This is a genomic window from Salmonella sp. SAL00672 (assembly GCF_046552175.1).
GTDB classification, from domain to species: Bacteria; Pseudomonadota; Gammaproteobacteria; order Enterobacterales; family Enterobacteriaceae; genus Salmonella; species Salmonella enterica.
Genome location: NZ_JBGDUQ010000001.1, coordinates 124,621 through 144,022 on the forward strand (window position 1 = coordinate 124,621; position 19,402 = coordinate 144,022).

At 49.5% G+C, this 19,402-nt stretch carries 25 protein-coding genes; 14 read left to right on the forward strand and 11 right to left on the reverse strand.

Annotated features, from left to right (window positions below):
- Nucleotides 1–40: 40 nt before the first annotated feature.
- Nucleotides 41–289: a biofilm/acid-resistance regulator YmgB/AriR gene (locus ACLJTG_RS00665; protein WP_000208086.1), complete on the reverse strand. Its 249-nt coding sequence runs from the start codon at nucleotides 287–289 to the stop codon at nucleotides 41–43.
- A gap of 78 nt (nucleotides 290–367) precedes the next feature.
- Nucleotides 368–523: a hypothetical protein gene (locus tag ACLJTG_RS00670; RefSeq protein WP_000908466.1), complete on the reverse strand. Its 156-nt coding sequence runs from the start codon at nucleotides 521–523 to the stop codon at nucleotides 368–370.
- 82 nt (nucleotides 524–605) lie between these two features.
- Here ACLJTG_RS00670 and ACLJTG_RS00675 point away from each other — a divergent pair, with 82 nt between their 5' ends.
- The 6 genes from ACLJTG_RS00675 to ACLJTG_RS00700 all read left to right on the forward strand — a co-directional run bounded on the left by ACLJTG_RS00675 (nucleotide 606) and on the right by ACLJTG_RS00700 (nucleotide 4,139).
- The gene (locus ACLJTG_RS00675; RefSeq protein ID WP_000617979.1) at nucleotides 606–1,151 is read left to right on the forward strand and encodes a chorismate mutase; all 546 of its coding nucleotides are present in this window, start codon (nucleotides 606–608) and stop codon (nucleotides 1,149–1,151) included.
- 196 nt (nucleotides 1,152–1,347) lie between these two features.
- On the forward strand, nucleotides 1,348–1,986 hold the full coding sequence (leuE, locus tag ACLJTG_RS00680; protein ID WP_079951257.1) for a leucine efflux protein LeuE: 639 nt from the start codon (nucleotides 1,348–1,350) through the stop codon (nucleotides 1,984–1,986).
- 173 nt (nucleotides 1,987–2,159) lie between these two features.
- The gene (gene yeaR / locus ACLJTG_RS00685; protein WP_001248993.1) at nucleotides 2,160–2,522 is read left to right on the forward strand and encodes a DUF1971 domain-containing protein YeaR; all 363 of its coding nucleotides are present in this window, start codon (nucleotides 2,160–2,162) and stop codon (nucleotides 2,520–2,522) included.
- Nucleotides 2,523–2,524: 2 nt separating this feature from the next.
- Nucleotides 2,525–2,707 (forward strand): DUF1869 domain-containing protein, encoded by a 183-nt coding sequence (locus ACLJTG_RS00690; RefSeq protein WP_000513733.1) that lies wholly within the window; start codon nucleotides 2,525–2,527, stop codon nucleotides 2,705–2,707.
- Between the two features lie 229 nt (nucleotides 2,708–2,936).
- Nucleotides 2,937–3,578 (forward strand): hypothetical protein, encoded by a 642-nt coding sequence (locus ACLJTG_RS00695; RefSeq protein WP_001576139.1) that lies wholly within the window; start codon nucleotides 2,937–2,939, stop codon nucleotides 3,576–3,578.
- 312 nt (nucleotides 3,579–3,890) lie between these two features.
- Entirely contained in the window at nucleotides 3,891–4,139 is a 249-nt protein-coding gene (locus tag ACLJTG_RS00700) for a GlsB/YeaQ/YmgE family stress response membrane protein (protein WP_000512149.1), read from the forward strand.
- A 138-nt stretch (nucleotides 4,140–4,277) separates the two neighbouring features.
- Here the strand turns inward: ACLJTG_RS00700 and ACLJTG_RS00705 are convergent, their stop codons facing one another.
- A complete protein-coding gene (locus tag ACLJTG_RS00705; RefSeq protein WP_095462096.1) occupies nucleotides 4,278–4,376 on the reverse strand; it encodes a YoaK family small membrane protein in 99 nt (32 codons plus the stop codon).
- A gap of 195 nt (nucleotides 4,377–4,571) precedes the next feature.
- Here ACLJTG_RS00705 and ACLJTG_RS00710 point away from each other — a divergent pair, with 195 nt between their 5' ends.
- Both ACLJTG_RS00710 and ACLJTG_RS00715 read left to right on the forward strand, forming a co-directional pair.
- Complete coding sequence (locus ACLJTG_RS00710; RefSeq protein WP_000673491.1) at nucleotides 4,572–4,823, forward strand: DUF333 domain-containing protein; 252 nt, start codon at nucleotides 4,572–4,574, stop codon at nucleotides 4,821–4,823.
- Nucleotides 4,824–4,891: 68 nt separating this feature from the next.
- Nucleotides 4,892–5,203, forward strand: coding sequence for a hypothetical protein (locus ACLJTG_RS00715; RefSeq protein ID WP_000487126.1), 312 nt, complete (start codon nucleotides 4,892–4,894; stop codon nucleotides 5,201–5,203).
- Here the strand turns inward: ACLJTG_RS00715 and ACLJTG_RS00720 are convergent.
- Both ACLJTG_RS00720 and ACLJTG_RS00725 read right to left on the reverse strand, forming a co-directional pair.
- On the reverse strand, nucleotides 5,189–5,536 hold the full coding sequence (locus ACLJTG_RS00720; RefSeq protein ID WP_001222527.1) for a DUF488 domain-containing protein: 348 nt from the start codon (nucleotides 5,534–5,536) through the stop codon (nucleotides 5,189–5,191). The two genes, ACLJTG_RS00715 and ACLJTG_RS00720, sit on opposite strands and share 15 nt — an antisense overlap.
- Nucleotides 5,537–5,654: 118 nt before the next feature.
- Entirely contained in the window at nucleotides 5,655–6,839 is a 1,185-nt protein-coding gene (locus tag ACLJTG_RS00725; RefSeq protein WP_000205343.1) for a CynX/NimT family MFS transporter, read from the reverse strand.
- A 100-nt stretch (nucleotides 6,840–6,939) separates the two neighbouring features.
- Between ACLJTG_RS00725 and ACLJTG_RS00730 the strand changes: the two genes are divergently transcribed.
- The gene (locus ACLJTG_RS00730) at nucleotides 6,940–7,734 is read left to right on the forward strand and encodes an AraC family transcriptional regulator (RefSeq protein ID WP_000579793.1); all 795 of its coding nucleotides are present in this window, start codon (nucleotides 6,940–6,942) and stop codon (nucleotides 7,732–7,734) included.
- On the opposite strand, the gene ACLJTG_RS00735 is transcribed toward ACLJTG_RS00730, so the two are convergent.
- Nucleotides 7,714–8,160 (reverse strand): DUF441 domain-containing protein, encoded by a 447-nt coding sequence (locus tag ACLJTG_RS00735; protein ID WP_000460698.1) that lies wholly within the window; start codon nucleotides 8,158–8,160, stop codon nucleotides 7,714–7,716. The two genes, ACLJTG_RS00730 and ACLJTG_RS00735, sit on opposite strands and share 21 nt — an antisense overlap.
- Before the next feature lie 205 nt (nucleotides 8,161–8,365).
- Between ACLJTG_RS00735 and yoaI the strand changes: the two genes are divergently transcribed.
- Nucleotides 8,366–8,473 (forward strand): small membrane protein YoaI, encoded by a 108-nt coding sequence (yoaI, locus tag ACLJTG_RS00740; RefSeq protein ID WP_000272243.1) that lies wholly within the window; start codon nucleotides 8,366–8,368, stop codon nucleotides 8,471–8,473.
- On the opposite strand, the gene ACLJTG_RS00745 is transcribed toward yoaI, so the two are convergent.
- Entirely contained in the window at nucleotides 8,470–8,988 is a 519-nt protein-coding gene (locus ACLJTG_RS00745; protein ID WP_023893413.1) for a YbaK/prolyl-tRNA synthetase associated domain-containing protein, read from the reverse strand. The two genes, yoaI and ACLJTG_RS00745, sit on opposite strands and share 4 nt — an antisense overlap.
- A gap of 49 nt (nucleotides 8,989–9,037) precedes the next feature.
- The gene (gene dgcJ / locus ACLJTG_RS00750; protein ID WP_198898117.1) at nucleotides 9,038–10,531 is read right to left on the reverse strand and encodes a diguanylate cyclase DgcJ; all 1,494 of its coding nucleotides are present in this window, start codon (nucleotides 10,529–10,531) and stop codon (nucleotides 9,038–9,040) included.
- 293 nt (nucleotides 10,532–10,824) lie between these two features.
- Between dgcJ and ACLJTG_RS00755 the strand changes: the two genes are divergently transcribed.
- Nucleotides 10,825–11,022: a hypothetical protein gene (locus tag ACLJTG_RS00755; RefSeq protein WP_012218875.1), complete on the forward strand. Its 198-nt coding sequence runs from the start codon at nucleotides 10,825–10,827 to the stop codon at nucleotides 11,020–11,022.
- A 149-nt stretch (nucleotides 11,023–11,171) separates the two neighbouring features.
- Here ACLJTG_RS00755 and ACLJTG_RS00760 read toward each other — a convergent pair whose 3' ends face one another.
- Entirely contained in the window at nucleotides 11,172–12,455 is a 1,284-nt protein-coding gene (locus ACLJTG_RS00760; RefSeq protein ID WP_000219722.1) for a YeaH/YhbH family protein, read from the reverse strand.
- Nucleotides 12,456–12,577: 122 nt separating this feature from the next.
- Nucleotides 12,578–14,512 (reverse strand): protein kinase YeaG, encoded by a 1,935-nt coding sequence (yeaG, locus tag ACLJTG_RS00765; protein WP_001518010.1) that lies wholly within the window; start codon nucleotides 14,510–14,512, stop codon nucleotides 12,578–12,580.
- 426 nt (nucleotides 14,513–14,938) lie between these two features.
- Here yeaG and ACLJTG_RS00770 point away from each other — a divergent pair, with 426 nt between their 5' ends.
- The 3 genes from ACLJTG_RS00770 (at nucleotide 14,939) to ACLJTG_RS00780 (ending at nucleotide 18,126) form a co-directional block, all read left to right on the forward strand.
- The gene (locus ACLJTG_RS00770; RefSeq protein WP_000163762.1) at nucleotides 14,939–15,685 is read left to right on the forward strand and encodes a MipA/OmpV family protein; all 747 of its coding nucleotides are present in this window, start codon (nucleotides 14,939–14,941) and stop codon (nucleotides 15,683–15,685) included.
- Between the two features lie 289 nt (nucleotides 15,686–15,974).
- The gene (locus tag ACLJTG_RS00775; RefSeq protein WP_000029247.1) at nucleotides 15,975–17,171 is read left to right on the forward strand and encodes an anaerobic sulfatase maturase; all 1,197 of its coding nucleotides are present in this window, start codon (nucleotides 15,975–15,977) and stop codon (nucleotides 17,169–17,171) included.
- Between the two features lie 97 nt (nucleotides 17,172–17,268).
- Entirely contained in the window at nucleotides 17,269–18,126 is an 858-nt protein-coding gene (locus tag ACLJTG_RS00780; RefSeq protein WP_072158829.1) for an aldo/keto reductase, read from the forward strand.
- 98 nt (nucleotides 18,127–18,224) lie between these two features.
- Here ACLJTG_RS00780 and ACLJTG_RS00785 read toward each other — a convergent pair whose 3' ends face one another.
- The gene (locus ACLJTG_RS00785; protein WP_000608655.1) at nucleotides 18,225–19,109 is read right to left on the reverse strand and encodes a D-hexose-6-phosphate mutarotase; all 885 of its coding nucleotides are present in this window, start codon (nucleotides 19,107–19,109) and stop codon (nucleotides 18,225–18,227) included.
- Nucleotides 19,110–19,402: the final 293 nt, after the last annotated feature.

A 19,402-nucleotide genomic window follows, 5' to 3' on the forward strand; every position in this document is an offset into this window, starting at 1 on the left:
CTTGCCGCCTTTAAGCAACTCGAATTATTTTGGGTATATATTAGATGTCGTCAGGTGTCTGAAACAAAACGGCTTCTAAGGCATTACGGTAAATATCAAGCTGCACTACGTCTTTTTCTGTTTCCAGTTTTTCAATAAGTTTGGCGATGATATCCTTATTTGAGACATGCTGCTGCGATTGCAATAGTTCGTAAGTAATTTCCTGAATAGCTCGCTGTTCACATAACATATGTGCAGAAAAAGGATTGCCAGTACTATTTTGTTCGTTGACTAGTGTAATGGTAGTCATATTTCACCATATTCGATGTAAATTGAAGCCGATCTCCCTGAGCGGGGGAGAGAAATTAGTGACCTATTAAAGTTAGACCTATATCATAAAACTGTAATAAAAAATCATAAAAACGTGATGCGCATCACATTTGTGTGATTTGTTGTATATTTTATACACTTTAAATGAAGGTGAAGATTCCGCAGAATCAACGGCCTGTTCTTTTTTCTCACTCCAGTTTAAACGAATAAGCATTAATACCCATCTGTAATAATTACTTAATGTTATCTTAATAAAGGTAAATTACTGTCAGGCCTCCGTAAAAGGAGGTTGATTAATGATTCGTCATATCGCCATTTTTCTTTGTTCTTTATTGATGTGCAGCACCACTTTTGCCGATTCGGTAACGTCGGTATCGCTTGGCGCGCTCTTAACCGCGCTCAATGAACGCATGTTATTAATGAAAGATGTGGCTGCTTATAAAATGAAGCACCATCTGCCGATAGAGGATTTCACACGTGAACAAAATGTTTTTGCCGAGGCTGAAGAAGAAGCGAAAAATAACGGTCTGGACCCGCATTCGATAACCCCTTTTATTCGTTCGCTAATGGATGCCAGTAAAGCGATACAGTACCGCTATTTAGCGCAGTGGCGAATCGGCTCAGAACCCTCCTTTCCGATACAAACCTTGTCGGTCACCCGGCAACGTATTCGACAACTTGATAATCAAATGTTGATCATTATCAGCCAGCGCTTGATGGTTGGCGCTTTCAGCCACGACGATATGGTGTGGCTGAGAGCGCAGTTTAATGCGCCGAATCTGAATGAGAGCGATATCAGTAATGTGTTGGCAGCCTTATCTTTGGTGCGACGCGCGCGTTAACTCCACATGAGGAGAGGTGGGCCAATACCTGGTGATTGCCTGCGGAGGTAGCGATAAAAGAACGCTTTTAGGTGATTTGGATATAAGCGTGGCGGAATAGCGGCTGGAGAGACGTGGTTTCGCTTCCCATCTTCCGGTGCATTCGTTAGCATACTGTTTCGCAGCTAAGCGTAAATGTTTTCAGGAAGAGGTTAATGTGTTCGCGGAGTATGGTGTTCTGAATTATTGGACGTACCTGGTCGGGGCGATTTTTATCGTTCTGGTACCGGGGCCGAATACGCTTTTTGTGCTTAAAAATAGCGTGGGACGCGGGGTTAAAGGAGGATATCTTGCCGCATGCGGCGTGTTTATCGGCGATGCGATATTAATGTTTCTGGCGTATGCGGGCGTGGCGACGCTGATCAAAACAACGCCGGTTCTGTTTAACATTGTTCGCTATCTCGGCGCGTTTTATCTGCTCTACCTTGGCGCAAAAATCCTTTACGCCACTCTGACCTCAAAAGGGCGTGCGGTGACGGAAACGGTAGTTCCTTTTGGCGCTATTTTTAAGCGTGCTTTAATTCTTAGCCTGACGAATCCTAAAGCCATACTTTTTTATGTTTCCTTTTTTGTGCAATTTATTGATGTTACTGCGCCGCATACTGGCGTGTCATTTTTTATTTTGGCCACCACCCTTGAAATCGTCAGTTTTTGCTATCTGAGCTTTTTAATTCTTTCTGGCGCTTTTGTAACCCACTATATTGGTACCAAAAAGAAACTGGCAAAAGTGGGCAATTCTTTGATTGGCCTTCTTTTCGTCGGGTTTGCCGCCCGCCTGGCAACGCTCCAGTCTTAACCCTCCCGGACCCGTCGTCAACGGCGGGTCATTGCTCTCCTTTCGGTGTTATTGCGTGGAAAACAGCAAAATAGTAACCAATAAATGGTATTTAAAATGCTGTTTTTGGAGCGTAACCTTTTTACGACAGCGATGAGATTATCGCTGAGTAACCTGCGGGAAGAGGGAAGCAAATGCGGCAAATTCCACAAAATCATATCCATACACGTTCCACGCCCTTCTGGAACAAAGAGACGGCGCCTGCCGGAATTTTCGAACGCCACCTTGATAAGGGAACGCGACCCGGCGTTTATCCTCGTCTCTCGGTGATGCAGGGGGCGGTCAAATATCTCGGATACGCTGATGAACATTGCTCTGAGCCGGAAGAGATCATGGTGATCAATGCCGGCGAGTTTGGCGTGTTTCCTCCGGAAAAGTGGCACAATATTGAGGTCATGACGGATGATACCTATTTTAACATCGACTTTTTTGTCGCGCCGGAAGTACTGATGGAAGGGGCGACCTCACGAAAAGTCATTCATGCCGGGAGAGAATAATAATGGGAAAGGCCACTTATACCGTCACGGTCACGAATAATAGCAACGGCGTCTCTGTGGACTATGAAACGGAAGCACCGATGACGTTGCTGGTACCTGAAGTTGCAGCAGAAGTTGTGAAGGATTTGGTCAATACCGTGCGTTCCTACGATACCGAAAACGAACACGACGTTTGCGGTTGGTAAGGATCTTGTAGTATCTATTTGATATAAAGTGATTTTTTAAATCAGAAGCCGCATCGCGCGTCGCCAGCGTGATGCGGTTTTTGCGTATTGAAAAGCGCTGTTTATTTACATCAGACATGGGTTGAAAAGAAACATTAAGAAAACATTAAGAATATCGCATTGTTTGCTAATGAGAGCGTATTCATAAAACTTATGATTGGGTATTAAAAACCAGAAGAGTCTTATAATCATGAAACTCGATACCCGATTAACTTCGTCAGCACTTACTCTTGCGCTTGCCGCTGTGGTCATCCCGTTTACGGCGGACTGGCAATTGCCTTTGCTTAACGGCGTGGTGGTCCGATGGATTGAAAACGGACAAGCGTTATGGTTACTGTTTGGGGCGCTATTTACCGCCTGGTATATACGGCCACTTTCCCGTCCCGAAGGGGCAAAGCAGTTTTGGCTATGGGCTGTTGTCTGGTGGGTGGTGCTATTGGGTAGAAGCACCAGTTGGGGGCGTGACTATTTCCCTGACGAGCCGCGTATGCTGTTCAGAACGATTTCAGTGCTATTAATTGCTGCGTTAGTCTTGCCAGTCCTGTTTTCTGCCGGGCTCCGTAAGGAGATTGTTCGTCGCCTACGGGACGCTCCTCTGCCATTGTGGCTGTTTACCGTGACGGCATGTTCATATCTGATTTCCGACACTGTCGAGCATCATCGGTGGTTGTCGCCGATATTCCTGCATAACGCTCGTTACACAGATTTGATTGAAGAGCTTTATGAAGTGCCATTTATGATCGGTTTGTTTATGGTGACCGTGGTGTTTATGCAGCAGGACAAGCAGGATGAATGTACGGCGCTGGAGATGACCCCGTATCACGCAAAATAGCGCGCTGAAAAAGACCATGAATTCGACATGGGATAGATAGCGGTTAGCAAAAAAAGCCCGCACTCGGTGAGGCGGGCAAATAATACTGGAAGCAATGTGAGCAATGTCGTACCGAACAGGTGGGTTATAAACTCAACTACTCGGTGTTGATAAAGATAATCGTTATCATTAATGATTGCAACCCTGATATTTATGCGCTTTTATCCACGACGCTAAAAGGTGATGGATATCACAAACTTCACTTTCCTGACGATGTGCTATTCTTTTTAACGGCAAATAAACCGCTAACGTTAAGACATAAGTGAGGAAAAAATGGGCATTCTTTCATGGATTATTTTTGGACTTATTGCGGGTATTTTGGCTAAGTGGATCATGCCAGGTAAAGATGGCGGCGGATTCTTTATGACGATCATTCTGGGGATCGTTGGTGCGGTAGTCGGAGGATGGATCAGTACGTTCTTTGGCTTTGGCAAAGTGGATGGTTTCAACTTCGGCAGCTTTGCAGTCGCGGTGATCGGCGCGATTGTCGTGCTGTTAATCTACAGAAAAATCAAAAGCTAAACGCAGAACTTTCAGAGATAATAAAGGCTACGACAGGTAGCCTTTATTATTCAAAATGAATTTACCACCAGCCCAGTTCGGTACCCGCCACCGCAATTAGCGCGATGCCCATCAACACCATCGTTGTTTTCCTCATGGTTATGGTCCCGGCGCGGCGTAACCGCCAATAAAAAACCATGCCAAAAATAATATTGCCGTAATGAAAATGACGACAGGGAAGAGGATACCCACTCTCATGCTATTACCTTCACTGTTCAGGGGGCGCCAGAATAGCAGGGTTTTCTCAGCGACAAAAGGTCGGTTGCTTTGTGACAGGGCGTGGCTATTACTGACTTAACCCGGGATAAACACCCGCTAAAGCGCTGACAGAAAGTATGGAAATAGCGTACCCGCCAGGTTATCCTGGACAAAATATCGCTTTAAGGAGTCGTTATGAAATTTACGTGGATTGCGTTGCCAGGCGTATTGCTGCTTAGCGCTTGTTCATCGTCGCAACCCAACGCCCCCAGGCCGCCGCGTATTGGGATGCCTAATCCGGCAGCCGTCTACTGTGAGCAACAGGGCGGTACGCTGATGCCGGTGCAGACCCCACAAGGCGTGCGTTCCGATTGCAAATTGCCCAATGGCGAAATCATTGATGAGTGGGCATTATGGCGCAGAGAGCACCCTGATACGAAAAAGTGACAACCTGCGGTCCGACGGGATATGATTAAGAACAATCTGATAATGAGTTTCATGCGGCGCAAGAAAATATGTTTCAGTTAAAGCCGGGCGCGTTGGCAATAGTTATTGGCGCTAAAACACCCGCCGGACGGCAGAATATTGGTAAATCGGTTGAGCTATTTTGCCTGTGTCAACCCGGAGATGAATTCATTAACCCGGTAAATGGACACGTCACCTTACTGCCGAAAGAAGCGCCTCGGGCGCTGTGGCTGGTCACGGGCGATGTAGCCTCCGCCGATGGCCAGCACGGTTTTGCCTGGGTGCGGGCAGAACATTTGATGCCGTTGTCCCCGGACAGACAACCAGGCCAGGCGGCGGCACGACAATCACAGCTCTCGTAGCCACTCTGCCAGCACAATGGCATGGTTCTGGCGAGTATCTTTAGCGGCGTATAGCAACGTTAGCGGCTGGTGTCGGGCAATATCCGCCAGACGTTTGCCTTCTTGATGCTGTTGCGCAAGTTCTGCCCGGTATTGCTGCGCGAAGTGGTTAAAATCAATCAGTTCGCTATGAAAGGCTTTGCGCAATTCGGTGGAGGGCGTAATGGCCTTATTCCATTCATCATAGACCAGCGCTGCTTTTTTAATGCCTCGCGGCCATAGCCTGTCAACCAATACCCGATAACCATCGTCTTTTTCCGCCGGGAAATAGACGCGCTTACACTGGATTCGCATTTTTCCCTCCTGTGATGGTGTCGCTTACGGTACTTTTGTCGGATAGCGGTAATGATTTTAATGGATCAGGCCTGATAAACGAAGCGTCATCAGGCATTCAAGTGGGTATCAGGTTTATTTATGACGCTATCTCTCGATCGCGTCCAGCGTAGAGGCCGAAAATCGCCATGATGATAGCCAGAACCGTCACGCCTGACAGCGGTAGATACCAGCTACCGCTGGCATCATGAAGTTTTCCCATGACGGGCGGCCCACATGCCGCCAGTAAATACCCGACCGACTGCGCCATGCCGGAAAGCGCCGCCGCCTGATGCGCCGAACTGGCGCGCAGGCCGATAAACGTCAGGCCGAGGATCATCGTCGCGCCTGAACCGAAGCCGAACAGTAGCGTCCAGATGATCGCCTGGCCCGGCACAAACCAAAGCCCCGCCGCGCCCACTGCGCACAAGAGTGAGACCAGCGCGGCAATCCAGCGTTGATCGTTAAAGCGAGGCAAAATAAGCGGAATGGCTAACCCAGGCGCCGCGGTCGCCAGTTGCAGCAGGCCATGTAGCGATCCTGCCTGTGCTTCGCTGTAACCGTGGCTGATGAGTATTGTTGGTAACCAGCCGATAATCACATAATAAATCAGTGAGTTAAGTCCCAGAAACAACGTAACTTGCCAGGCTAAAGGCGAACGCCAGATACCGCGTTCATGTAATGCCCGGGAGCTACTCAGGTTAGCTGAGCGGGTAGTGCGCCACTGCGGCAACCAGATAAGAAACGCCAACAGCGGAAACAGCATTAGCATTAACAGCGCGCCGCGCCAGCCAAAACCGTGCAACGCCAGCGGAACCACCAGCGCGGACCCCAACGCGGCGGCGGCGCCCATCGTCAATGAATACGCGCCCGTCAGCCTGGCGACATGTTGTGAAAAATCGCGCTTAATCAATCCTGGTAGCAGCACATTACCCAGCGCTATCCCGCACCCAATAATGGCAGTTCCGGCAAACAACAATGCAGCGGAGGGCAGGGAGCGGAGAGCAATACCCGCGCAAATCAGCAGCATTGCGGCAAACAGACTGCGTTCCATCCCAAACCGGCGGGCAATACCGGCCGCCAGCGGCGAAACCAGTGCAAACGCCAGAAGCGGCAAGGTTGTTAGCAGGCCCGTCTGGGCGGTGGAAAGACCGTAATCCGAACGGATTGTCTCCAGCAACGGCGCAGCGCCGGTAAATGTTACGCGCAGCGTAGTGGCTATCATCAAAATACCGGCAATCAGTAAAGCGCCCTGTTTGCCGCGTGGTGAAAGGGCTGTCGTCATCGTTTTCTCATCTCGTCAGGCGAGGCGATACCTTAACAGTTTTTACTGTTTGGATGAATCAAGCTAAAATGACAATTTATCGCTAAAATCGGACAATATAATGATTGGCCTGAGACTGGACGGTTACGATCCCGACCTTCACCACGATGCCGCTGTGGCCTTTTGTATTCGCGCCAGGGATGATGAACTGTTTAGCCCTCGCCATCAGCATCGCAAGGGACAGTTGATCCTCGCTCTGCACGGCGCGATCACCTGTGAGGTGGAAAATGCGATGTGGATGGTTCCGCCCCAGTATGCCGTCTGGCTCCCCGGCTCGCTGCCGCACAGTAATCATGTGACCGCAGGGGCGGAGCTGTGCTTTTTATTTATTGAACCTGCGGCGGTCGTCATGCCGGAGCGTTGCTGCACGCTGAAAATTTCGCCGTTATGCCGGGAGTTGATTTTGTCGCTGGCGCGCAGAACCGATCCCGAAAGAGCGCAAATGCCAACGCAGCGCCTTATTCAGGTGTTGTTTGATGAACTGCCGCAGCAGCCGCAGGAACAATTGCAATTACCGGTATCGGGGCATCCGAAAATCCGCCAAATGGTTGAGACAATGGCGCAGGAGCCCGCGCGATGGAATACGTTAGGGCAGTGGGCCAGCGTATTCGCGATGAGCGAGCGTAACCTTGCCCGGTTGGTCGTCAAAGAGACGGGATTAAGCTTTCGTCGCTGGCGTCATCAGTTGCAATTAATTCTGGCGCTACAAGCGCTGATCGCGGGACGTAATGTACAGCAGACGGCGCAAATGCTGGGTTATGATTCCACCACGGCATTCATTACCATGTTTAAAAAAGGCCTGGGGCAGACGCCAGGCCAGTATCTGACGGGCGAGTTACTGCTTCCCCACAATTAAAGAGACCAGCCCCGCCGCAATCAGTGGGCCGACCGGCACGCCGCGAAACAGCGCGACGCCAAGTACCGTACCGACCAGCAGCCCGGCGACGAGCTGCGGTTGGTTTCCCATCAGCGTAATGCCGCGACCGCCCAGCCAGGAGACGAAAACGCCGACGGCAATCGCGACCAGCGATTTCCAGTTCACAAAAGAGTGGATCAATGTGGAGGGCGGTAGGGTTCCGCTGGCGATGGGAGCCATTACGCCGATGGTCAGAATGATAATCCCGACGGTGAGTCCCTGTTTTTCAATCCAGGGAAAAAAGGTATTCAACGGGGTTACGCGGACAATAATCAGCACCAGAATTGAGACGGCGACAGTGGTGTTGTGGCTGATAAATCCCAGAGCTGCCAGTCCGAGCAGGATCAGCAGAGTGACATCAAACATTATGGTTTCCTTGCCAAAAAGTAAGCCTGACTACTTTACGCCCAAACGGCAAAGCGCACAGGCCTTTTTAACGATTGATGCGGATTTCAGGCAACTGCCTGAAAGACAATCTCTACGTGAAAAACGGCGTTATCATTAAATTGTCATCAACGCCGCGTATTGCTAACAGGTGAACCGTCATTGTTGTCTTCCTGAGGATACAATTATGTACGATCCACCGTTTCTTGAAGCGCTGATGATTACGGTGTCGTTTTTCGCCATTTTTATCATTATCGTTGTGTCTGTATTGCTCCTTGAAGGGGAAGGGGACTAAGCCGTTGGCGATGACTGAAAGCGGCGGAAGACTGCCAGTTCTGGTCGGGCGATGCGCAGATAGTCCTGTGTATTCATAATGACTGATTTTTCCAGCAGGCCGGCATTAAAGGCAATTTCATCGAAACGCTCAAACAGGAGCGGATCGGCGACCAGTTTCAGATTAGGGTGAAAACTGAAAGGCGGGATCGCGCCAAAAACGCAGCCGGTCAGCATATCGACTTCCGCCGGGCTGGCAAGGGAAGCGCGTAAGCCGCCCAGATGTGAAGCAAGCTGAGAGAGGTCGGCTTGCTGATCGGCCGCCAGAATAGCAAGAACGTGCTGGTTGACGCCGTTGCCTTTGACTTTACAGACCAGCGCTTTTGCGCCCTGGCCCAGCGCAGTACCGCGTATTTCAGATACCGCTTCGCATTTTCCTACTGCTTCATGGCTCACCACACGATAGCGCGCGTTCTCCTGGGTTAATAAAGCCACTAAACGTTGGTGTGTAGCGACACCCTTCGCGACTTCAGTCATTTCGGCCATTTCTCACTCCTGGTGCAATATGAACATTTACTGCGAAGCACTATGATGAACGATGTTGTTTTTGTTGTTTGTTCAGATAGAGCTGCGCATCGGAAGCCTGGTAGGCATCATTAATCGTATCATTGGGCTGCATATTATAAATCCCGGCAGAAAAATGGACTGTCTTATCCGGTGCGATAATTTGCAGGTTACGAATAATACGCTCCGGCAGATGGATAGCCAAATCCGCCGCGTAATCAACAAGAATAATACAGAACTCATCGCCGCCGAGGCGAATGGCGTAATCGCTTTTACGAATCGATGTTTTAATCGCTTTCGCCAACAGGGTTATAATTCGGTCGCCTTCCTGGTGCCCCTGGGTATCGTTGATCAGTTTTAACCTATCGCAATCAATAGCGACAAATGCCACCGGCGTCCCGGTATTGACCAGGCGTTGCAGTCGCTGTTCCAGCACCGGTGTTAATATTTTACGGTTGTAAAGCCCGGTCATGGCATCGCTAATATTTTCGCGTGTGACGTTGCGATAAAGCCGAAAGTGCATCCGTACCATATTAAGCAGGAGCGCCGTTGCCAGTAAGTAAAAGGCCAGCGCTTTCCAGGACGAGACAAGGAAATAGGTTAAATCAAGGGACAACGAAACGCGCAGTCCACCAGGGATATCATGGCTATAATTCGCATATTGAAACAGATTATTTTTGCTTTGATTAATAATAATTTCTTTTCCGGAGTCCATGTCCTTTAGTGTTACGTTAAGATAACGCCAAACCAGCGGACGGTCCTGGGTATAAAAAATATTTTTTAAATTATCCTGGTTAACATCCACCATCACGATACCTTTTAACGCTCCCGCCAGATAGACTGGCGTTAAAAAGCTCATGACGTTTTCCTGGGTAATATCATCCATGTAAATACTTGAAATAACCGTACGGCCGGTAAAAAGTTTATCTATATCTTTTCTGTTAATACCCATTGTGCCTTTTTGTAAAAAAGTCCAACGATGCATGGCGAAGCGCCGTGAGTTGATTAAATCATAGAAATAGACATAATGTTTATTTAAATCAACGTAATAACGGAATTTAAGCTCCAGTGTGCCCAGCCCGTGACTGTGGTCGTCCTGCGAACGGTTGATGCTTACCGCCTGATCAAATGCAGGCAGTAAAAGGGCGTCATCAAGATTATCGGTACACTGTGTAGCGGCGGTTTGCAGGGTACCATGTAGCGCCGGATAATTATGCCGGGTCAGGTTGACACCGTGCGTACCGTTAATAGCCTCAAAGGCGTCGCAAAACGCGCGGCGTTTTTCTGCGGTGACGGGGTCTCCCGGCGCTTCAAAAGTTCGCATCAAATGTGCGGCGATGCTCTGATTCTGGTACTTATCGTACAAAAACGACGAATCGGCTCTCTCCATGATATAACGCATATAGGCATTCATTGCCCTGTCGCTGGCAATAAGTTCGTAAATCAGGAAGGACGATGTCAAAACGATGACGCTTGCCGAGATAAAGTGCCTGAGCGCTTTATGATGCAAATTCATGATGAACTACAGCCCTGAAAGTCGGATGCGTTAGTTTACCATAGCGATGAGAATTCCTCTAATAGACTGTTTAAAAATAAAACGTGTTGATGTTATGGAATAAAAATCATTCTCGATTTAATAAATTCAATAATATATGATGTTGATATTTTCAGTCGTGACTATTGTCGCAAAAAGTAAATTGTTAATTAACGGCATCGATTTAACACTAACGAAAATAAAATAGCCTTTATTATTACGCGAAAGGAGTGTGAAGTGGTAAGGATAATAATGTACTTCCGTTCGGAGGCACTATGAAACGATTTAAAGAAATGGCAACAATTTTTCTTTTTGCATTGCTGGCTGCGGGGTTCACGTCGTCTGCTATGGCAGCGTCGGGTAGTGATAGTCCGTGGGATTTTGATTTTTCGGGTCCATGGCTTTTTTGCAAACTACAACCCCCTGATTCTCTGCAATTACCGCCACCTCCTGGTGAGTATTGCTGGCATTAATAAATCCATACTATTCCAGTGATAAGTCGGCGCATGTAAGGTTAATCCAGTCAGGAGATATACAGGTTTACGGCTATTGTAATGGCAATATGTATAATCGCCTTGTTAGTGATAAATCAGCCCGTGACGCATTACGGGCTGATTTAGGTTTATGCACTTTGATTGGCGCTCTGTTTCTGAAACAATTCGCGGAATACCGGATAAATATCCTCCTGATCGCGAATATGCTGCATGGCGAAGTTATCGAACGTCGCCTGCAGATGTTCATACTCGCGCCATAAGGTCTGGTGGGCGCGGCGGGTAATCTCAATATAGCTGTAATAGCGCACTACCGGCAGCAGCTTTTTCGCCAGAATCTCATGACACAGCGGTGAATCGTCGGCCCAGTTATCACCGTCTGACGCTTGCGCCGCATAGATGTTCCATTGCCCCGGGTCGTAGCGCTCTTTAACCACTTCATCCATGAGTTTAAGCGCGCTGGAGACAATCGTCCCCCCGGTCTCTTGCGAATAAAAGAACTCATGTTCGTCCACTTCCTTCGCCTGGGTATGGTGGCGGATATAAACCACTTCGACGTTCTTATACGTTCGGCTCAAAAACAGATAAAGCAGAATGTAAAAACGCTTGGCCATATCTTTGGTTGCCTGGTCCATCGAACCCGAGACGTCCATCAGACAGAACATCACCGCCTGGCTGGAGGGCTCAGGTCGTTTTTCATAATTTTTATAGCGTAAATCAAAAGTGTCGATAAACGGCACTCGCTCGATTTTAGCCCGTAGTTCGGCAATCTCCCGACGTAACCGCTCCTCTTCAAGCAGTTGCGCTGGTTCGCTTTTGCTGATGGTCTCCAGTTCCGTTTCCAGCGCGTGCAGTTCGCGGCGTTTTCCTGCCGTCATTGCTGTACGGCGCGCCAGAGAGTTTTGTAGCGAACGTACCACGCTGATATTGGCCGGCACGCCGTTTGAGGTGAAACCGGCGCGGTGAGTTTTATACTCGTTAAGCTGGCGATGCTGGTTTTTTTTCAGATTAGGCAGCGCTAAATCTTCAAAGAGCAGATCCAGATACTCATCTTTTGAAATCTGAAAAACAAACTCATCCTGGCCTTCGCCGTCCTGGCTGGCCTGACCTTGACCGCTGCCGGAACCGCCGCCACCGCCTTGCGGACGCTCAATGCGATCATTCTGGATAAAGTGATCGTTACCCGGATGGACGCGATGGCGCAGACCGCCGCGCCCCTGATGAAACATCGGTTCGCTAATATCATCGGTTGGAATAGAGACGGACTCTCCGCTGTCGACATCGGTCACAGAGCGTTTATTAATCGCTTCGGAAATCGACTGCTTAATTTGTGCTTTATAACGACGCAAAAAGCGCTGGCGATTCACCGTGCTTTTATTTTTGCCGTTAAGACGTCGGTCTATGAACCAGGTCATATGCCCCCCGTACTGCCAACTGAGCGCCTGTTCTGTCAGTGCCGGATAGCGCTAACGCTTAGCCAGTCTACAGAACATTACTTTGTAGGCCCGGTAAGCGCAAGCGCCACCGGGCATTAACATCACGACGATTTACGCACGCGCAGGTACCACTCGCACAGCAAACGAACCTGCTTACGGGTATACCCTTTCTCCATCATCCGATCGACAAAGTCGTCATGCTTTTTCTGCTCGTCAGTCGACGTTTTGGCGTTAAAAGAAATGACCGGCAACAGCTCTTCAGTATTGGAGAACATTTTTTTCTCAATCACCGTGCGCAGCTTCTCGTAACTGGTCCAGTTTGGATTACGGCCGCTATTGTTGGCTCTGGCGCGCAGGACAAAGTTTACTATCTCATTACGGAAATCTTTCGGGTTACTGATACCCGCTGGTTTTTCAATTTTTTCCAGTTCGGCGTTCAGCGACTCGCGATCGAACAGTTGACCGGTATCCGGGTCGCGATACTCCTGATCCTGAATCCAGAAATCCGCATAAGTCACATAACGATCAAAAATGTTCTGCCCGTACTCAGAATAAGATTCGAGATAGGCCGTCTGGATCTCCTTGCCGATAAATTCGGCGTATTTCGGGATCAGGTAGCCTTTCAGGAACTCCAGATAACGCTCAGCCTGCTCCTGCGGGAACTGTTCACGCTCAATTTGTTGTTCCAGAACGTAGAACAGATGTACCGGGTTTGCCGCCACTTCCGCATGGTCGAAGTTGAATACGCGGGAGAGGATCTTAAAGGCGAATCGGGTGGAGAGACCGTTCATCCCTTCGTCCACGCCCGCATAGTCGCGATACTCCTGGTACGATTTGGCTTTGGGGTCGGTATCTTTCAGGCTTTCACCGTCATAAACGCGCATTTTCGAGTAAATACTGGAATTTTCCGGCTCTTTCAGGCGGGAAAGAATCGAGAAGCGCGAAAGCGTTTCCAACGTGCCCGGCGCGCAGGGCGCATGAGCCAGCTCGCTATGATTAAGCAGTTTCTCGTAGATTTTGATCTCTTCGGAGATTCGCAGGCAATAAGGCACCTTCACAATATAGACACGATCGAGGAACGCTTCGTTATTTTTATTGTTACGGAAAGTCACCCATTCAGATTCGTTTGAGTGGGCAAGTATGATGCCATTAAAGGGCAGGGCGGAAATACCTTCCGTACCATTGTAGTTACCTTCCTGAGTTGCGGTCAGCAAGGGGTGCAGCACCTTAATAGGCGCTTTAAACATCTCGACGAACTCCATGATCCCCTGGTTAGCGCGGCACAGCGCGCCAGAGTAACCATACGCATCCGGATCGTTCTGGGCGTGATGTTCGAGTTTACGAATATCCACCTTGCCGACCAGCGCCGAAATATCCTGGTTGTTTTCATCGCCGGGTTCCGTTTTGGCGATGGCAATCTGCTCCAGAATGGAGGGCCAGACTTTCACCACGCGGAATTTAGTAATATCGCCGCCAAACTCATGCAGGCGTTTGGCCGCCCACGGGGACATAATCGTACCGAGATAGCGGCGCGGAATACCGTACTCTTTTTCCAGGATCTGCGCGTCTTCCTGCGGATTAAACAGGCATAACGGATGATCGTTGACCGGACTACGCTCGCCGTTGGCGCTTAAAACATAAATTGGCACGCGCTGCATTAGCGATTTCAGCCGTTCAGCGAGCGATGATTTGCCACCCCCCACAGGTCCCAGCAAATAGAGAATTTGCTTCTTCTCTTCCAGCCCTTGCGCCGCATGTTTCAGATAAGAGACAATCTGTTCAATCGCGTCTTCCATGCCGTAAAACTCTTCAAACGCAGGATAGCGAGCAATAACCCGGTTGGAGAAGAGTCGGGAAAGTCGGGGTTCCTGGGCAGTGTCGACCATATTAGGCTCGCCGATAGCCATTAATAGCCGCTCTGCCGCGTTGGCATAAGCACTGCGATCTTGCCGACAAATGGTAAGAAAATCCTGCAGTGTGAACTCTTCGTCCTTGGCAGCTTCGTAACGCTGGCGATAGTGATCGAATATATTCATGATATGCCATCCTTTCGTTTTTTCGCACATGTTAAGAGCCGTTCATATGAATAGTAGAGGCTCCCGGAAGAAGTAGACTGAACGCCGTCTCTGCTAAGGAAAAAAAAGCAACTCTCATGCCATTTTATTGGTCAGAAGATCAACGTGTCCGGTGATACACCTTCTTAACATTAAGCGTAGATGGCATTTGCAAAACTTGCCTGTACGCGTCAGTGGATTTCGATGACATATCAATAACTCATCAGGTAGAAAAGGCTGGTGGATATCAGAAAAAGCGTTCCCGGTCACATAACGATCATCAGCCGATCATCTGAAAATAATCGGTGGTGGTGATATTAAACGGTTACATTGTGTAAAATAGTTGGGCTTACAGGTATTGGCGGTTACACTTTTGCCGCAGAACATTTGAATAAGGAATTATGGATTGTGACCAAACTTAAACTTCTGGCTCTTGGCGTGTTTATTGCAACATCCGCCAGCGTCGCGCACGCTGAAAGCAACCTGACGTTGGGCGCAGGCGTTGGTGTGGTTGAACACCCTTATAAAGATTACGATAGCGATGTTTATCCGATACCGGTCATCGCTTATGAAAGCGAAAACTTCTGGTTCCGTGGTCTGGGCGGCGGGTACTACTTGTGGAATGACAATGCCGATAAGTTGTCAATCATGGCATACTGGTCCCCGATGTACTTCAAACCGGGCGACAGCGATGACCATCAGTTGCGTCGTCTGGACAGGCGTAAAAGTACTATGATGGCGGGCGTTTCTTACGCGCATCACACCCAGTATGGATTCCTGCGTACCTCACTGGCAGGGGATACGTTGGATAACAGTAACGGTATTGTCTGGGATCTGGCCTGGCTGTATCGGTATACCAATGGCGGGCTGACCTTAACGCCTGGTATCGGGGTTGAATGGAATAGCGAGAACCAGAACGATTACTATTACGGCGTATCACGTAAAGAATCTTCGCGTAGCGGCCTGCGCGGCTATAACCCGAACGATAGCTGGAACCCGTATCTTGAACTTAGCGCTAACTATAATTTCGCCGGTAACTGGAGCGTATATGGTACTGCGCGCTACACCCGCCTGTCGGATGAAATTACCGACAGCCCGATGGTGGATAAATCCTGGACCGGTATCCTTTCTACTGGCGTGACCTATAGATTCTGATTGATTGAATTTGCCGGAAAAACCACGACAAAGCCTGCGTTATGCGGGCTTTGTGCTGTCTGAAACGCGAACATGACGGCTTGCATAAATGCGCTGTTGACCGGGTATGGCGCAGCCTTATGTGATTTATACTTTGTTACATCAATTTAAAAAACTAGCCTTTTATATGAAAAATCCAGGTGATTACAACTGCGCTAACAATTAGCGTAATAATTGTTGCAATGCTGGCTGATATCGCCCTGTCACGTCCCGCTTATGCTATACCCATTCTTCACAGCGAGTAAGACGAATGAGCATAGTATTCAATACCGTAGCCAAGCCCAGCGGCAGTCTGTGTAACTTATCCTGCAAGTACTGTTTCTATCTTGATAAACCCCGGGGGCAGCGCGTCATGTCTGACGATGTGCTGGAGACGTATATCCGCCGGGTAATTGATGATACGCCATCCTCAGAGGTCTCGTTTTGCTGGCAGGGGGGAGAGCCGACGCTATGCGGTCTTTCTTTTTACCAAAAAGTGGTGCGCTTGCAGCAACGCTATGCCAACGGCAAAACTATCTACAACAGTCTGCAAACCAATGGCGTATTAATCAATGAAGAGTGGGCGGCATTCTTTGCGCAGCATCAGTTCCTGATTGGTATATCGATTGATGGGCCGCAAGTCGTTCATGATAATTACCGGAAAACACCGTCAGGGCGGGCGTCTTTTTCCCGAGTCGTTAATGCTATCCGCCTTCTGCAGGCAAATGATGTCGAGTTCAATACGCTCACTGTCGTGAATGATGCGTCATGCCGTCATGGCAACGCTATTTATCATTTTTTGACGCAGGAACTGGAAAGTAAACACCTGCAATTTATTCCCATTGTTGAGCCGCTCGCGCAAAAAGCGCAGCGTTCTTTGACGTTATCTGACAATGAAGATTCGCCTTCGCTGATGCCCTTTTCCGTCACGCCTGAAGGGTGGGGCGCCTTTATGTGCGATGTTTTTGATCAATGGATACGTCACGATGTCGGACGCATATTCGTACAGCTTTTTGACAACTTACTTGGCGTCTGGATGGGGGAGCCCGCCACGCTTTGTACGATGCAGTCGACCTGCGGGCAAAGTTTGCTGGTGGAGCAGAATGGCGACGTGTTTAGCTGTGACCATTTTGTTTTTCCCGCCTATAAACTGGGCAATCTGCAGCAACACTCTTTAGAAGAAATGGCGGCCTCTCCTTTTCAGCAGCAGTTTGGCGCGGCTAAAGCAAACCTTTCTTCACGCTGCCAGAACTGTACGTGGCGCTTTGCCTGTCACGGCGGTTGTCCGAAACATCGAATTTGTATGGACGGCGGCGAACGGCAAAATTATCTCTGTAAAGGATATCTGGAGTTCTTTCAACATGTGACGCCCTATATGAATGTGATGCGTCAATTATTACTGAATCAGCGACCCGCCGCGCATATTACCCGCATCGTCGACATGATTGCAGATGACGTTCGTCAGTGACAAGAAAATCGCCCCCCTTGCGCGGTATGATGCCGGACATTACCGTAGGGTCTAAGAGTCCTGTATTGTTTTACCGTCGAGTGACATTGAAAAGGAAATGAAATCAGTGAAAAACGTAACGTTTTGCGGGCAGGTGACGCTTCCTGCCATCGGACAGGGAACATGGTATATGGGCGAGCGCGCGGATCAACGTCAGCGCGAGGTTTCGGCGTTGCGCGCGGGGCTGGATTTGGGGTTACGCCTTATTGATACAGCGGAAATGTATGCCGACGGCGGGGCGGAAAAGGTCGTGGGCGAGGCGTTAGCAGGGCGACGCGATGAGGCATTTCTGGTGTCAAAAGTGTACCCGTGGAACGCTGGCGGCCAGAAGATAGTTGCCGCCTGTGAAGAAAGCCTGCGTCGTCTGAAAACAGATTATCTCGATCTCTATCTATTGCACTGGACCGGAAGCTTTTCATTCGAAGAGACCGTTGAAGGTATGGAGCGGCTAATCGCGCAGGGAAAAATTCGCCGTTGGGGAGTCTCTAATCTTGATTATGACGATATGCAGGCGCTGTGGCGCATCCCTGGGGGACAGCAATGCGCGACAAATCAGGTGCTCTATCATCTGGCGTCACGCGGTATTGAGTATGATTTATTGCCGTGGTGTCAACAACAGCGAATGCCAGTGATGGCCTATAGCCCGCTGGCGCAGGCTGGCCGGTTACGTAGCGGTTTACTGAATCATCCGGTGGTGAATGAAATTGCGCAAGCGCATAACGCTACGGCGGCGCAAATCTTACTGACGTGGGTGATTGCGCATCCGGGCGTGATGGCGATCCCGAAAGCCGGAAGTACAGAACACGTGAAGCAAAATGCGGCGGCGCTTGAGATTACCTTGTCAGCAAACGAACTTGCCTTACTGGACAACGCCTGGCCTACGCCAAAAGGGAAAACCGCGTTGGATATGGTGTGACGCCGGATAAAATGTGTAAGTGCCGCCATCCGGCAGGTCATGCCTGATGGCGGCTGGCGTCTTCCAGAGCCTATAGCAACGCCGTTATCCATTCACTTTTAGCGTTTAGCGACGCAGATAGTCTGCGCCAGACGAGAGGGTTTTTCTTCTGTGGCTTGTTGCGGCGCAGTAGCGTAAACCGTTTCAACGCAGACAAACGTTTTATAGCCGTCATCCGGCATGTCGCCCATGCTGACGGACAACGCCGGGCCAGGGTTCCAGCCTACGACGTTAAGGTGATGGTGGTGAACTACATCAATCGTGCGGTTTAATGTCGCATCGTGGATCACGCTACATGCTTCAGGATTGAGGTAAACGCGATCGGTACGGTCCGGAAAGGTTTGTATACCGTCGGTCAGGACACCTTCTTTAGCGTCGTTAACTTTATCAATAAACCGATCGCCGAGTCCGCTGACCTTAACGTTGGCGATGTCGCCAACGTTAAAATAGCTGTGGAGCGCGGATGTGGTTGCAAACTCGCCATGCGCTTCCAGTTCAATTTCACAGGTTTTGCCCACTTTAAAACGAGCCAGCAGCGTGAAATCGTGCGGCCAGTATTTCCGGGTGGCCTCACTGCTTTGCAGCTCAAATGTCAGCATTACGCCATTATCATCTTCATTATGCGCTTTTAGCGCCCACGGAAGATTACGCGCAAAGCCGTGTGACGGCAGACCCTGTTGAGCCGCAGGTCCAAACCAGGGCCAGCAGATCGGTACACCGCCGCGTAGCGCCACGCCGGTTTTGAAAGGCGTATTATTACTGAGCCACAATACCTCATCCTCGCCAACGGGTTTCCAGGAGAGAAGGTGCGCGCCCTGTAATGCAAAAGAGGCTTTAACCTGCGGATGGTCAACGACGATCAGATCCAGGTCATCAAGCTGACGACGGGAAAGGACAGGGGTAAGCTGTTCGATAACCGGGAGGGCAAAAATTTTATTAATCATTACGCAATCCTCTTAACCCTAAATAATTCGAGTTGCATGACAAGGCGCTTGTGCCTTGACCAGTGCTTGCGCTGGCCCGTAGAGGCGAGGCCGCAGGCCGAGTAACGCGGCAAGTGACGACAAATTCATCGGGAACGAATTTGAACAACCGTAGGTAACCTTCGGCCAGGGACATGGACATCCCTGATTCATCCCGATAAGTTCGACTTCCGTCAGTGATTCGGGTGAGAAAGCATAGCCAACACACCTGCAACTTGAAGTATGACGGGTATATCTTTAAGCAAAAAAAAGAG